Source organism: Mediterranea sp. ET5, assembly GCF_023337025.1.
Lineage (GTDB): Bacteria > Bacteroidota > Bacteroidia > Bacteroidales > Bacteroidaceae > Phocaeicola_A.
Window position 1 is genome coordinate 221,241 of sequence record NZ_JAMBLN010000003.1, and the last position, 14,272, is coordinate 235,512.

General features: G+C 57.2%; 8 protein-coding genes. 5 read left to right on the top strand and 3 right to left on the bottom strand.

Annotated elements, in window-relative coordinates; all coding sequences use genetic code 11:
- Positions 1 to 212: 212 nt before the first annotated feature.
- From M3087_RS03730 to M3087_RS03750, 5 genes are read left to right on the top strand one after another with little or no spacing between them, the layout of a single operon-like run.
- A complete protein-coding gene (locus tag M3087_RS03730; protein ID WP_249093832.1) occupies positions 213 to 2,495 on the top strand; it encodes a S9 family peptidase in 2,283 nt (760 codons plus the stop codon).
- Between the two features lie 15 nt (positions 2,496 to 2,510).
- The gene (locus M3087_RS03735; RefSeq protein WP_249093834.1) at positions 2,511 to 5,831 is read left to right on the top strand and encodes a SusC/RagA family TonB-linked outer membrane protein; all 3,321 of its coding nucleotides are present in this window, start codon (positions 2,511 to 2,513) and stop codon (positions 5,829 to 5,831) included.
- Between the two features lie 12 nt (positions 5,832 to 5,843).
- Complete coding sequence (locus M3087_RS03740; protein ID WP_249093835.1) at positions 5,844 to 7,253, top strand: RagB/SusD family nutrient uptake outer membrane protein; 1,410 nt, start codon at positions 5,844 to 5,846, stop codon at positions 7,251 to 7,253.
- Between the two features lie 41 nt (positions 7,254 to 7,294).
- Entirely contained in the window at positions 7,295 to 7,513 is a 219-nt protein-coding gene (locus M3087_RS03745) for a hypothetical protein (protein WP_249093837.1), read from the top strand.
- A gap of 7 nt (positions 7,514 to 7,520) precedes the next feature.
- Positions 7,521 to 8,789, top strand: coding sequence for a Calx-beta domain-containing protein (locus M3087_RS03750; protein ID WP_249093839.1), 1,269 nt, complete (start codon positions 7,521 to 7,523; stop codon positions 8,787 to 8,789).
- A 167-nt stretch (positions 8,790 to 8,956) separates the two neighbouring features.
- Here the strand turns inward: M3087_RS03750 and M3087_RS03755 are convergent, their stop codons facing one another.
- Genes M3087_RS03755 through M3087_RS03765 form a run of 3 tightly spaced genes read right to left on the bottom strand, consistent with a single transcriptional unit; the run spans position 8,957 to position 14,217 of the window.
- Positions 8,957 to 9,943 carry a PorV/PorQ family protein gene (locus M3087_RS03755; protein WP_022384672.1) on the bottom strand — a complete coding sequence of 329 codons (987 nt, stop codon included), beginning with the start codon at positions 9,941 to 9,943 and terminating at the stop codon, positions 8,957 to 8,959.
- A 2-nt stretch (positions 9,944 to 9,945) separates the two neighbouring features.
- Entirely contained in the window at positions 9,946 to 12,756 is a 2,811-nt protein-coding gene (locus tag M3087_RS03760) for a S8 family serine peptidase (RefSeq protein ID WP_249093841.1), read from the bottom strand.
- A gap of 15 nt (positions 12,757 to 12,771) precedes the next feature.
- A complete protein-coding gene (locus M3087_RS03765) occupies positions 12,772 to 14,217 on the bottom strand; it encodes a BACON domain-containing protein (RefSeq protein WP_249093843.1) in 1,446 nt (481 codons plus the stop codon).
- Positions 14,218 to 14,272 lie beyond the last annotated feature (55 nt).

The following is a 14,272-nucleotide window of genomic DNA, read 5'->3' on the forward strand; positions in this document are numbered from 1 at the left end:
ATACGACACCAATATAAAGAAACTTCTACTAAGCAACAAGCAACTAACAAGCCATTTTAGGAAACCGGAAGGAATATTTAGTTAAATAACGTATAAACATAAGTAGTATTAAAACATAAATTTATCTTTGAGCAGTTTTATTAGCGGATGAGGGAAAACGAGTTACCACTCCCCTCGTCCACTTGTCTACCGACAACTAATAACACCCATATATGTATAGAGGAGTAATCCGTGCCGTCGTCCTGTTTGTGATGACGGCCTGCCTGCCCCGCCTCCATGGGCAGACCATTGACTGGGACAGGGTGGAGCAGCATTCCGCTTCCGCCTGGGAACCTTGCATAGCAGGGCGTTGCATCTACCCGACGTGGATGAACGGCTGTCCCTTTTTCTACTACAACGTGCGGAAAGGCGACTCCACGCGCTACTACCTCGTGGATGCGCGCAACGGGCACAAGATTCCGATGGTGAAGGATGTCACTGCCTTCACCGCCCGCTATGCCTCCCTGACGGGTGACAGCCTCGACCGCAACGACTTCCGCCTTCACGGACTGACTTTCAACCGGGGCGATGTCCGCCGCTTCTTCCTCCGTCACCGGAAGGGAACGCTGGTCTATGACCTCCGCCGGGGCACGCTTGCCTTCACCGACGAACAGCCCGACACCGACGGGGTTCCTCCTCATTTCAGACAGACCTGCCATTCAGCGGACTCCGCCTTCACCATGCTGGGGAGCGGGCATGACCTCTACGTGCGTAACAACCGGACCGGAACGGTGCGACGCCTCACAACCGACGGCAGGGAGGGAGCCTCCTACACCTACCGTTCCTGTGTGGACACCGTGCCGTCGAACATCCGCGGTTGCTGGATGGGACACCGCTACGTATGCCTGCTGCAGGACATGAGCGAGGTGCAGGACATCAGCCTCATCAACTCCCTGGGCAAGGGGCGTCCGCAGACCCTCACCTTCCAGATGCCCATGCCGGGCGATGAGGGGGTACGCCGCTACCGCCTGTTCTGGTACAACGCCGACACGGACGAGGCACGTCTCCTCCCCATCGACAAGTATCCCGACCAGACCGTGGAACTGGACCACTTCAGCACCGGAGAGGCGCTCTACTTCATCCGCCGCAGCCGGACAGCCGACTGCATTGACCTGTGCCGGGTCAACCTCGCCGACGGCACGGTCGACGAACTGATTTCCGAAACCACTCGTCCGCATATCAACCTCACGCTGATGAACCACCTGGTCTTCCGCCAGGGACGGTACATCCTCTGGTGGTCGGAACGTACCGGACGGGGGAACTACTACCTCTACGACGGCGAAGGTCGTCTGCTGCACCGTGTCACCCGGGGCGACCGACTGGTGGCAGGACGTATCGTCCGCGTGGACACGGTACGGAACGAACTGCTCTTTGCCGGCTACGGTGAGGACCCGCAGGTGAACCCGTGCTATACCTATTATTATAAGGCAAGCCTGGACGGCACGCGTCAGGTATTGCTCACCCCCGGCAACGGCAACCACGAGCTGTCACTGTCCCACGACGGACGCTATGCCATCGACCGCTGTTCGCGGGTGGACTGTCCGCCGACGGTGCGTGTCCTCTCCATCGACCGTCCGTCACGGAGCTTCGAGGTGGACCGTATGGACGAATCAGCCCTGCGGGCAGCCGGCTGGCAACCGCCTACCCCCGTGAAGGTGAAAGCTGCCGACGGGGTGACGGACCTGTACGGAGTGATGTACGTGCCCTCCACACTGGACCCGGCACGCAAGTATCCCCTCATCACCAACGTCTATCCCGGTCCGCAGGACGACCAGCTGCCCTTGTCGTTCGTTGTCGACGACAACGGGAACCAGTCGCTTGCCGAACTCGGGTTCGTGGTCATCAACGTGTCGGTCCGCGGCAGTTCCCCGCTGCGTGGACGTGAGTTCTACTGTTACGGCTACGGCAACCTGCGCGACTATCCGCTCCCGGACACCCGTCATGTGGTGGAGGAGCTGGCGTCCCGTTATCCGTTCATCGACCTCGCCCGGGTAGGCATCTACGGACACTCGGGAGGTGCTTTCCAAACCGTAGCTGCCATGCTCACCTACCCGGACTTCTTCAAGGTCGGCGTCGCCGCCTCGGGCAACCACGACAACAACATCTACATCCAGTGGTGGGGAGAGACCTTCCACGGCGTCACCGCAGAGACCGACAACGTGGACCACCGCACCCGGTTCCACACGCACATCCCCACGAACATGGAGCTTGCCGACCGGCTGCAAGGCGACCTGCTGCTCATCACCGGCGACATGGACCGGAACGTGCCTCCCTCGTCGACCTACCGGATGGCACATGCCCTGATACAGGCACACAAGCGGTTCGACTTCTTCATCCTGCCGGGGAAGGACCACGGCGTGATGGACGACTACTACCTGAACCTGATACGCTACTACTTCGTGGAGCACCTGTTGCACCCCACGCGACGAGACATCGACATAATTAATCACCACTAATCATAGAGAGGGCTTATGAGAATCAACCATCTATCCACACTGACGCTCCTTTGCTGCAACCTGGCAGCCGCCGGACTGTATGCCCAGACACCGGACACGCAGCAAATGATTCCCGTACGAATCGTCATCGTGAGCGCCGACAACACACCCCTACCCGGAGCCACCGTCAAAGTGGAAGGGACACCGGCAGCCATCGCCGACGGACAAGGGCTGGTACACATCCAGGTCCGGCACAACGCACTGCTCGAAATCCAGTACATCGGCATGAAGCCGTACTCGATGCGTGTGACCCGGGCACTGACCGGACACATCATGCTCACCGAGGAGTCATCGGAGCTTGACCAGGTGGTCATCACGGGCTATTCGCGGACGACCAAGAACCGCACGACCGGCTCACTGAAGACACTCACCGCCGAGGACCTGAAAGGCGCACCGACCGCCAACCTCGACATGCTGCTGCAAGGCAAGATTGCCGGCGTCGACGTGAAGGCTGTCTCGGGACGTCCGGGACAGACCGCGCGCATCCGCATCCGCGGAACCAACACCATCACGGGCAACGCCGACCCGCTGTGGGTGGTCGACGGAGTCCCCCTGCAACATGACCTGCCCAAGATAGCCAGCAGCCAGCTGCGGGCAGAGGACTTCAGCGACATCTTCAGCAACGGCATCGCGGGCATCAACCCGAACGACATCGCTTCGGTGACCGTGCTGAAGGATGCGTCGGCTGCCGCCATCTACGGTTCCCGGGCTGCAGGCGGCGTCATCGTGGTAACGACCAAGCGCGGTCAGGAAGGCAAGATGCAGGTGAACTACTCCGCCAACGTGTCGGTAGTCACTGCGCCGTCGCGCGATGCCGGACTGATGAACTCCCGACAAAAGCTCGCCTGGGAACAGGAGCTGTGGGACGAGTTCTCCGCCGAACGCTATGCCAACCGTGAGTCCAACAACGGCGTCTATCCGGTCATCGGCATCGTGGGCATGATACGCTCCGGATATGACACCTACGCAGGGATGAGCCGGGAGGAACAGGACGCCGCCATCGCCGCCCTGGGCGAACACTCCACCGACTGGTTCAAGGAACTCTTCCGCAGTCCGGTGTCCCAGAGCCACTACCTCTCGCTCTCCGGCGGTTCGGAGAAGAGTACCTACTACGTGTCGTTCGGCTATGACCGTAACAACGGACTGGTGAAGAAGACCAGCTACGACCGCTACAACGTCAGCGCCAAGATGGACATGCAACCCAACAAACGGGTGAAGCTGGGCGTATCGCTCGACATGAGCATGCAGAAGGCGAACGACTCGGCCGCCGGCATCGACCCGTTCCAGTATGCCTACTTCGCCAACCCCTACGAACGCCCCTACAACGACAACGGCTCGTATGCGGCAGACCGCACCTACCACCACCTGAGGATTACGAACCGGCAGTATGAGCTGCCCCTGCCCGAAGAGGGGTTCAACATCCTGCGCGAGATGGACGAGACGTATGCGAAGGACAAGAACTTCACCTCCTCCCTCATCGCCAGCCTGAGCGTGAAGCTGCTGGAAAACCTGACGTTCGAGGGACTGGGCTCCTTCGGCTACGTCTCCAACCATGCCGACAACTACATCGGCGAGAACACCTACGCGGCATGGATGGACCGCCCCTTCGAGGGACACAACGACCAGTCGAAGCGCCGGTACGGCTCCATCCGCCAGAACTCCGCCTACAACACCAACTACAACCTGCGCGGACAGCTCCACTACTTCCTCACTATCGGGGATACCCATTACCTCAGCCTGCTGGGCGGTGCGGAGATACGCGGACAGTATGCCAAGGCCATCTATGAGAAGCGTTACGGCTATGACCCCGTATCGGGCAACTCCGCCATGCCGGTCTACCCACCCGACCAGAAGACCGACTACGGGCAGCTGCTGTCCTATGCCGCCATCATGGACGGGCTGTCGGGACAGAGCATCCAGGAGGACGCCTTCGCCTCGTTCTACTTCTCGATGGACTACGTGCTGCTGAACCGCTACATCCTGAGCTTCACCACCCGCACGGATGGCTCGAACAACTTCGGCAAGGACGAACAGTTCAGCCCGACCGGCTCGCTGGGATTGGGATGGAACGTCGTGCAGGAGTCCTTCATGCAGGCATTGAAGCCGACAGTGAGCAGCCTGACGCTGCGTGCCGCCTTCGGCTACACCGGCAACATCAACAAGTCGGTCTACCCGCAGCTGGTGATGGACTACCTCAACCAGTTCCGCCGTACGGGAGAGGGTGCCTACCGGTTGGGCTACATCAAGAACGCCCCCAACCCGCACCTGCGTTGGGAGAAGACACGGGACATGAAGCTGTCGGTCGACCTGGGACTCTTCAACGAACGGCTGCACCTCTCCGGAGAAATCTACGACCGCCGTACACGCGACGCCGTCTCCCAAGTCGATGTCCCCCACACCACCGGCTTCTCCTCCCAGAGCTACAACACTTCCGAACTGCTGAACCAGGGAGCGGAGGTGAGCCTGAACGCCCGCCTCATCGAGAGCAAGGACTGGCGCCTGTCACTGTCCGCCAACCTGGCATACAACCGCAACAAGCTGCTGCGGTACGACACACCCAATCCCAGTATCTTCCAGAGCAACTACGTGGGTTATCCGCTCGGCTCCATCGTCAGCGGCAAGGTCCAAGGCATTGACCGACGGACGGGCATCTATACCTACGAGGTGCGTCCGGATGTGGAACTGAACACCGCCGCCGACCGCAAGAAGTCGGAAAACTATGCCTTCTACCTGGGCACGTCGACAGCACCCGTCAATGGCGGATACTCGCTCTCGGCAGGCTACAAAGGCTTCAGCCTCCACCTGGGCGGCTCATACTCCATCCACGGGAAAGTGGTCAACGAGGTGCAAAGCCCTGCCAACTACGGCCTCCTGACAGGACGTACCCAGGAGTATCCTCCCACATCAGAGAACGACCTGTATCGCAACTTCCTCAATGTCAAGGCAGATGTCGTCCACCGCTGGACTGCGGACCATCCTGTCACGGACGGTTATCCCCGCATCATCGATGCCTTCGGCGAAGACCTGGAGCTGGACAACTACATGATTACCCAGAGTTCCATCACCCGTGCCTCGATGATGGAGAGCGTCTCCTACTTCAAGCTGAACTCCCTGATGCTGAGCTACAACTTCGGAGGCAAGTGGATGAAGCGTACCCCGCTCACCTCGCTGAACGTGTCGTTCACCCTAAACAACCTCTTCACGCTGACGAACTACTCGGGCATCGACCCCGAGACACCGGGCGCGGTCTATCCCATCCCGCGCACTTACACGATGGGAGTATCTGTCGGATTCTAAACTGAACATCTTATGAAAGCCATACATTACATCGGTTGCCTGCTGGCGGCACTGAGCTGCTACTCGTGCAGCGGATACCTCGACATCAAGCCTTACGGACGCACCATCCCCAAGACCGCCGAGGAGTTCTCCGCCCTGATACACAACCATCTGAACAATATCGACATCGGCAATGACGCACTGCTCATCGGCAACATCTCATCCACGGCAATGTGGGACACGGGATGCGGCGACGACTTCGAGAACTGCCTGACCTCCGCCGCCGGCTCCACCCTGCCCATCTATCTGGGTGAAGCCGCCTACTCGGTCAGTCGGGGATATGACTACCGCGACCTGTATGCCATCATACGGGACTGTAACCTGGCCATCCACGAGATGAAGGAGGACGGGACCGAAGAAGCCAACCTGACACGTGGCACCGCCTATGCCCTGCGTGGTACCGCCTACTACCAGCTGATGCGTCTGTATTGCGAGGCGCCGGAAGCCGGGAAGTTCGACAGCCAGCAGGGAGTCCCCCTGGTCACCAGCTTCGACATGGAGGCAAAGCCGTTGCGCAGCACCCTGCAGGAAACCATCGGACAGATTGAGAGCGACCTGAAGGAGACCATCGGCTACCACATCAGCAACCCGCTCTTCCGCTTCACCGAGGATGTCTGCAAAGGCTACCTGGCACGCCTCTACTTCTGGAGCGAACAGTGGGGACAGGCACTGCCTCTCGCCCAAGAGCTGCTGCGCAGCCATCCGCTGGTGGAAGGGGAAACCTACACTCACATGATTGCCACCTCGACCGAGCTCACGGGAAACCAGCTCATCAAGTCATACCAACTCATGGCGAAGGATGCCGCTTCCGACGAACAGCTCCTGCTCGCCCCCTTGCAGTACCGTCCGGTGAGCAAGCGGCTCATCTCCCAGTTCCCTCCCGACGAGCGCGAGCGCGACATACGCTACAAGCTCTGGTTCACCGCCAAACGCATCAACACAAAGCCGGTGTTCTGTGGCATGCGTGCCGCCGAGTTTGCCCTGATGGAAGCGGAATGCCAGTATCACCTGGGACGTGAAGCGGAAGCCCTCAAGGCAATCAACAACTTCCGCCGACACCGCATCAGCGACTACCGGGACCTGACCATGGACAGTCTGCCTCCCGTTCCCTCCCTGGAAATCATACGGCAGGATGCCACCGGGAAAGCCGTCACCCCCTTACTGGGCCTCATCTTGAGCGAGCGGCGCAAGGAGCTCTACCTGGAGAGCGACCGCTTCTTTGAGCTGAAACGGAACGGCACACCCGAATACTGGACCGCCTACAACGGAAGGAAGTACACCACACAGGTGCACATGTACACCTTCCCCATCCCTGCCAAAGACCTGCTGATTGTGGACGGGCTGAAGCAGAACCCCGGCTACACCGAGCGAGTCAGCTACTGAGAACTCCCACCCGATTATCAACACGCTAATAAAACAAGCTTATGAAAACATCTGTCATACTGTCCTGCATCGTCCTCCTGTCTGCCGGCATGTCGCTGCTGTCAGCCTGCGAAGACATCAACGAACTGCCGCCACGCGATGAAGCGGCATCGACCAACTATAAAATTCCCGACCCGGTCCTCCTGAACGCCGAAGAAAACGCCATCGTCGACAGCATCCGTACGGAATACGAGACCGGCATCTCCAACCCTCAAAACTGAACAGCGTATGAAACAACTCTCATTCATGGTCTGGCTGCTCTGCCTGTTGCTGGGCACGGCATGCTCATCGGACGACAAACGTCCGGCAGACCTCCCGCAAATCAACCTGGACAAGATGCACTATGCACTGGCGAAAGGAAGCACCGAGGTGAAACTCGTGGCGGAAGAACCGACGGCAACGGAGGTGGTCATCCCGTTCACTCTCTACGGCAAGGCAGTGGAAGGGACGGACTACACGCTGTCTGCCCATGCCTTCACCTTCAAGCCCGGCGAACAGGAAGCAACGGTCACCTTCACACGCATCGAAGAGAGCATCGGCGATGAAGGGAGCGAACTGACGCTCAACCTCGACCGGCACGCCGCCCCGCAAGGCTTTGTCCTGGGACTGCTCAACTACACCGTCGTCGAGCTGATGGGGAAAAACACGGTCATCGCCTCCTTTAAAAAGAACACCGACCTCCTCACGCTGAGCGGCAACTTCAGCATCCAGCTGGAGAAGATGAGCGGTGGTGTCTACAAGACGCCTGCCGCCCTCACCTATCCCATCGAGGTCGACCCTTCCTCAACGGCTGTCGAAGGGGTGCATTTCGAGTTTGTCAACGGTCCCTTCGCCAAGATACCCAAAGGGCGGTATGAAGGCAGCGTCGCGTTGCGCTTCCTGAAGCACGAACCGGGCAAGGACCGACTGATACTCCGCCTGGGAGAGATGCCCGGCTATGGCAACGGCGGCAACCCGACGATACAAATCAATGTACAGGGAGCCTACAACATCTCCGGCACATGGGCGTTCCGGTCCATCACCAACAAGGAGTGGTGGGAGACCATGTGGTACGAGGATACCTCCAACTTCCCTACGGGAACGGAAGAGGACCAACTGGTATTCGAGGGAACGGACTACCGCTCCTACACGTTCACGCCCAAGCTGTCCGGCGGCTTGAAGAACTACTTCACGGCAGCCTGCCCCGTGACCTTCCTGAACGAACGGGAAGAGCAGTTCCAGGAAATTGGCATGGGACGGGGACTTGCCAACATCGCCGTGCTGGAGTTCGACCACATCAACGTCAACTTCTCCGCGACGCAGAGCCGGATACGCAAGGCTGTCGTAGGCTTTCGTATCCTCCGCGAGACTGGTAGCCCGGACGTGCTGGAATGCACCATCTACGACTATGAACCCACGGACTTCCTGAGCGGCGTCTACGAAATGTACAAGGACTACGGGTCAGACCCCATCATGCTGGAAGCTCCGCTCCGCCTGCAGTTCGTCCGGGTGAAGTAATCCTTCCTTAAATCCAAAAAAGAGAAGGTGTGTTCAGCGTGACACACCTTCTTTTTTTATGCATACAAAAGAAACAAGGAGACCGGTGAACCTCTCAGTCCACCCATCTCCTTGTATCCTTATCAGCTGAATACGTATCGGCTATTCAACGATACGTCCACCTCAGGTCAGAAATTGTAACGAAGTCCCAGCAGCATACGGCCGAAGCGGTCTCCGGCATCGGACTTGCTGGCAGCTACCTGATAGGCAGCCGACACTTCGAAACCGTACCCATCAAAGCCCAAGCCTGCCGTCAGCATCGACGGGGAATCGTCGGTGCGAATCACGCTACCGGCACGCAAAGACCATTGACGGAAGGAAGCCTCGGCACCCACATTGATGTCGGTCGTCGCCTTGGTCTCTCCTGCCTTGAGCTGATGACGGGCACCCACCGCCAACGCCGCACTCCACGAAGGAGTAAACGAGGTTGCCAGCTCCGTACCCAGTGCCAGGGTCGTAGGGAGCTTCACTTTGGCCTCCTTGCCATAGGTCAACTCCGGCCCCAGATTAGAGACCTGCACCTGCGTACGCCAGTAATAGAAACGATTCCCCAGGAGCAGTTCGTCAATCCGGCTGATGCCGACAGCTGCCGCCATGGTCTCGCCCATCTGCCCGATTTGGCTGTTGACATAGGACAGTACGGCGTGTGCCGCCCAATGACGGGAGATGGAATAGGCATAGCCCAAGTCGATGGTGTAGTCTGCCGGCTTGATGGTGTAGTTGCGGTCGATGCCTTGCTCGCTGAAAGCTTCCAACTTCAAGCCCCCGATGTAACGGAAGCCTCCGAAGACGGCATGCCGCTCACCCAGTCTGCCTGCCAGTCCGACAGCCGTTCCCCACTGACGTCCGTCCACGCCGTCAAACTTCGAATAGCCCATAAAGGACACGGAAGCGTCCACGAGGCAGTCGGTCGAGAAGATTGCCGAGGGGTTGGTATAGATGTACATCCGTTTGGCGCGTCCCAACGAGGCATCACCCATGGCAGCACTGCGTGCGTCAGGGTTCACCGTCAACAGTTCGGGACCGCTCTGTGCCTGCACCAAGGCCGGCAGCGCAAGGGCTGCCAGCACAGGTACAAGCTTTGTCTGTTTGATGATATTCCAAAGATGGTTCATAGTCAAGCTCCTTTCATGATGGTCTGTTTATAGGTTCCGGCAGGCGAAACGACCTCCAGCTTGTACACGCCCGGTGCCAGATGGCTGACCTCGACGGGAGCCACCAGCTCGTCATTGGGCTGCAAGTCGGTGCGCATCACTTCACGACCGGAAGTTGTGCGGATGATGGCTTTCGCCCTACGGCTCTTCTCGGAGAGCTGGATGTAGAGGCGGTCATGCAACAGCGAGGGATACGTGCCGTAGACAAAAGGCTCTTCGGCAGTGGCAGCCTCGGTCACGCGGATGAGGAAGTCCTGCACCTGACGGTTGTTGCGTTCATCCCTTGCCGTGACACGTACCCGGGTCTGTCCGGCACCCAAGGGGGTCACCTTCAGCATGTCGGTAAAGACCTCGGCTTTGACAACGCCCGTCTCCATCACTTCGCAAGTATAGGTCATCTGCTGTCCCTGCGCCAGTGAGAAGTAAGGCTGCAGGAGAATGCCCTTCGGCACATCCACCGTGCGGATGGTGAAGGTCGTCGACAGCCCCGACTCGGTCTCATCTCCCGCAGGCACGATGGTGTAAGGGATTTCGATGGTCTCCTCACCGCCCAGCTCATCGCGGAAGTGCAATCCGACGGTATGTTTGCCCAACGGACGCACGGCACGGATGATGAGGCGCAGCGTGGTGCTGTCGCGCTTGAGGCTGTAGCCGTTGTCATCGCCTTCAATCTCACAGATCCAGCGGTGTCCTTCCGGTTCCACCACATGGAGGGTGAACACGGTCGGCTTCAGGTTGCTCACTTTCACGGTATCCGTCGGCATGTTCTCGATGTACGGCAACTGGTTCGTCGTGGTTGTCTCGGCAAACGCAGGCTCGGCTGTCAGTCCCCAACGGTCAGTAGGCACGATGGCGAAATGCCAGGTGACGTTTGAAGTGAGTTGCGTTACAACATGCTTCATCTCCTCACCGGCAGGCTTACCGACAGCACGGACATCCACATAACTGATGTCGGCATCGTGAACGTTCCTTGCTTTGCTGAAGTCAGCAACAGTGAAGGCTTCTTTACTATAATAAATACGGTAGAAAGCTGCGGTGCCGTCGTCTTCATCCTTGCAAATATTCCAAGTCAGTGTGACGCGATCAGTAGTCCCGACCACGGTCAATGCAGTTTTCTCCGGTGCTTTCTGCTTGTTGTCGGCCAACGCCAGTGCAGCATCGATGTAGCCTGCACCCAACTTCCCGGCAAACTCCGGATTATCGGCATCAATGTCAAAGGGACGCAAGGCGGTCAGCAACCGGTGCTTGCAATCCTCATTGGTGAAGCCCGGACCTCCCTTGGCAGACACGATCAGCGCTGCAATACCCGACACGTAGGGAGTCGCCTGTGATGTGCCCCACTTAGGAAGGTATGCAATATTGCCATTGTCTTTAGTAGGTTTCACCGTACTCAGTATATCGCCACCGGAACCTTGATACATGGAATCACCGCCGGGAGCACAGATATCAATCCAGTCACCAAAGCAGCTATACCAGGCCCGTTTCCGTTTGGGACCGAAGGAGGACACAGCCACCACCGGATCATAACCAGCAGGATAATGTTTGAGATATGCTTTCGGCTCCGTGGTGTACAAGCCGTCATTACCGGCAGCAGCAATCACGATTCCTCCCTTCATCGGAGAGTCAGGACGCTGATTGCCATTTTCGTCACAACCGGCATACTGGATGAAGTAGTCAACCGCCCGTTTGGTGAATGCCGACAAGCGTTCATAGGGATCAAACGGGTCCATCCATGAACAGGAGGCTATGACGGCACCCATATCGGCCGCATATTCAAAGGACTTTTCACTGTCAGACCACTCATCACCGATATTCTGGCAGCTCATGATGCGCACACCGGTTCCCGGCTGACCGTTACCGCCGGCGATACCGGCAATACCCTTGCCATTGTTTGCACGCGCACCGATGATGCCCGCACAGTGGGTACCGTGGTCATTGCTGTCCGACTCCACATCCGGCTTGTCCTCAGCAAAGTTATAGCCATAGACATCGTCCACATAGCCGTTGCCATCATCATCAACACCCGGCTGTCCGTTCAGTTCAGCCTCGTTGACCCACATGGCATCTTTCAGGTCTTCATGCTTCCAATAGACCCCGTGGTCAAGTACTGCGACAATGACATTGGGTGTACCGGTTGTAATCTTCCAAGCCTCGAAAGCATTGACATCGGCTCCCGGTTCAAAATCCTTCAGTACCTTACCAGTATAATCCACCACCGTACCGTCGTTATGCAAAGCCCATTGCTGGTACAGCAGGGGGTCATTGAACGGCAGGTTCTTCGTGGCACGTGTAGCAGGTGCAGGCTGTATGGGGAGTGACTGCGGCCATGTAGCCTCCTCTTCCTGCTTCCGAGGATAGACAGCCTCCACCATTCTGATGCCGTCCTCTTTCTTCAATTGCGCAGCTGCTTCAGCCACGGGCACCGTCTTGTCAAAGCGGATGCGATAACACAGGTGCAACCCAGCTTTGCGCTGACGCGCCTCAAAACGGCCTCCAATGTGGAAGACCTGTTCCAAGCGTTCTGTACCGATAGCATCGGCAGCACGTGTAAAGACCGCCGCCGCCCTTGTGGCAGGCTGGTCGGCCATAGCTTCCAGTCGGTCGGCTAACTCTTCTGTCACCTCGATGTTCAACACACCCGGTATAGCGTCCTCTCCGATGAGCACCTGCTCCTCTCCCTGAGGAACAGGTTGCTCACTGAGCAACGTATCCGTGCATGATGCACATGCCAGCAACGTAGTAGCCAAGCAACTATATAGAATATGTTTGCTCATGATTTGTGTACTTTATTAGTTCATGGGAAGATAACGGATAGTCAGACCTGAACGATAATAACCGATCTGAATTTCCAGCTTCTTCTCCGCATTCTGATAAATCTTTTGCAAGCCATTGGGACGCGGATTGTCTTTCACATACTCAAAGCCTTCAGTCTTCAACATTTCGGCAAATTCGTCGCTCAATTCAAAACCATTGGTATCTCCTACGGCCACCATGTTGTTTCTGCTGGCACTTGAGAAGGTAAGACCTTCCTCAATGATCTGATGTGTTTCTGCGCTCTCGGTATAGTAGTGCTCGATACCGGAAATCGTGGTCTTGTAATAGTGGTCGACTTCCGTACCCCAATCCTGATCCTTGATGAAGGCCAAGCCGGCAGCTTTCAGCTCACCTTTCACATCGGAATAAGCACGTCCGTATCCCTTACCGAAGGGAAATTCGGGGAAGCCCAGCGTATAGGAATAAGTCAGGTTGTAAGCAGCACCTTCTTTCACCATATTCAGGCGGATGGACTTGTTAGACTTCAAACCGTAGATAGCCACTTCCTCTGTGCTCTTATCCGTATTCTTCTCAAAGCCGAATGCAATCAAAGCCTCGACAAACTCATCCACCTGTCCCTTATCTTCAGGCGTGAATACTTGCGAGATGGTATTGAAGATGGTGTTATCCTCAGCCACATCATACGTCACCTTGCTGAAGCTCGGGGCAGCGGGCATGAATGTCATCAATGTCTTGCCTTGCTCCTCGGTATAGTTCAGCTGGTTGCTTCCGTTCTGTGCTTCGTAGTCAATGGCAGCACGCAGATAGTTCGAGGTTCCGGATTTCGGAATGAAGGGGATGTAAACACGTCCCATGCCTGCCTGTGTCACCGTCACTTCCAATTCGGCATTTCCATTATGCAGAATCAGCTTGGCACTGCGTACATTGCCGGTGTTGGGTTCAGCGCGGAGAGTCACCTCGTGCAGCATGTTGTCCGTTGTGAAGGTCAGCCACGGAGTTTCGTCATCCAGTTCGCAAGTCACATCACTAGTGTTGGCAGCATACGTGAGCTTCTGCGTGCCACCCATCCGGTCGAAGCTGACTACGTCTTTATTTACAGTCAGACTTTCCTTGCCTGCATCCTGCACCACCTCGATGCTCTCTGTCAGTCCGGCGCAGACAATGATGACCTTGGCACGACGTTCAGCAGCAGTCGTGTTCGTCTCTGCCGTAATGGTCAGGGTGGTGCCGTCCTCTCCCTTTTCCAAGGCAAGCCATGTGGATTCTTCGGCCGACATGGTTGTCCACGGTGCAGCCGACGAAGTGACCACTTTCACAGTCTGACTCCCCTTGTCTGCTTCGAAGGTCACCTTGTATTGCGACAGACGCAGGGTGTTCTCCTCTGTGATTAACTCCGGTTTACAGCCAGCCAGCACCAATAAGGCGGCCAGGAGGCTCAAGAAAAAAGTTTTCTTTTTCATCTCTTTGTTGGTTTAAGGTATAATTACTATTTGTTTGTCTCTTTCACTTTGTCTT

What these genes read in the sequence shown, in the direction of transcription:
- M3087_RS03730 (WP_249093832.1), top strand. Translation starts at nt 213, where the DNA reads ATGTATAGAGGAGTAATCCGTGCCGTCGTCCTGTTTGTGATGACGGCC.
- M3087_RS03735 (WP_249093834.1), top strand. Translation starts at nt 2,511, where the DNA reads ATGAGAATCAACCATCTATCCACACTGACGCTCCTTTGCTGCAACCTG.
- M3087_RS03740 (WP_249093835.1), top strand. Translation starts at nt 5,844, where the DNA reads ATGAAAGCCATACATTACATCGGTTGCCTGCTGGCGGCACTGAGCTGC.
- M3087_RS03745 (WP_249093837.1), top strand. Translation starts at nt 7,295, where the DNA reads ATGAAAACATCTGTCATACTGTCCTGCATCGTCCTCCTGTCTGCCGGC.
- M3087_RS03750 (WP_249093839.1), top strand. Translation starts at nt 7,521, where the DNA reads ATGAAACAACTCTCATTCATGGTCTGGCTGCTCTGCCTGTTGCTGGGC.
- M3087_RS03755 (WP_022384672.1), bottom strand. Translation starts at nt 9,943, where the DNA reads ATGAACCATCTTTGGAATATCATCAAACAGACAAAGCTTGTACCTGTG.
- M3087_RS03760 (WP_249093841.1), bottom strand. Translation starts at nt 12,756, where the DNA reads ATGAGCAAACATATTCTATATAGTTGCTTGGCTACTACGTTGCTGGCA.
- M3087_RS03765 (WP_249093843.1), bottom strand. Translation starts at nt 14,217, where the DNA reads ATGAAAAAGAAAACTTTTTTCTTGAGCCTCCTGGCCGCCTTATTGGTG.